Annotated in this window: 1 protein-coding gene; it reads right to left on the bottom strand. The window is 79.0% G+C overall.

The annotated features are described in order from the left end of the window. Positions 1–149: 149 nt before the first annotated feature. Positions 150–391: hypothetical protein (locus ACFV4F_RS08310; protein ID WP_380500982.1), on the bottom strand; the 242-nt coding region annotated here is incomplete at its 5' end.

A 391-nucleotide genomic window follows, 5' to 3' on the forward strand; every position in this document is an offset into this window, starting at 1 on the left:
GGCCGGGCGCCGGGGGGCCCGGGGCCCGTGGGGCCGGGGGGCCCGTGCCCCCGCACGGGCGGGGCCCGGGGGCCCCGGGGGCCCCGCAACGCGGGGGGGGGGGGCCGGGCCGCCACGCCCCGTCCACCACCACTCTGCTCATCGCCTGGTCACGCCGCAGCCACCATCGTGGTCGCCATCGCGGGCACCAGCGCGGTCACCAGCGCGTGCGCCACTCCCTCGGGCCGAACGCCCCGAGGCGTCGCCCGGGATCGTCGGCCGGCCGCCACCGGCGTGACCTGCGCGGCCGGCCGCCGACCAGGATCGCCGCCCGCCCCCGCAGGATCAGCAGCCGCTGTGTCGTATACACAACAGACGCGGCCGACGACAATGCAAGTGTAGTTCTGGGTTG

Origin of the sequence: Kitasatospora sp. NPDC059722, from assembly GCF_042733235.1 — a bacterium.
Classification (GTDB): Bacteria; Actinomycetota; Actinomycetes; order Streptomycetales; family Streptomycetaceae; genus Kitasatospora.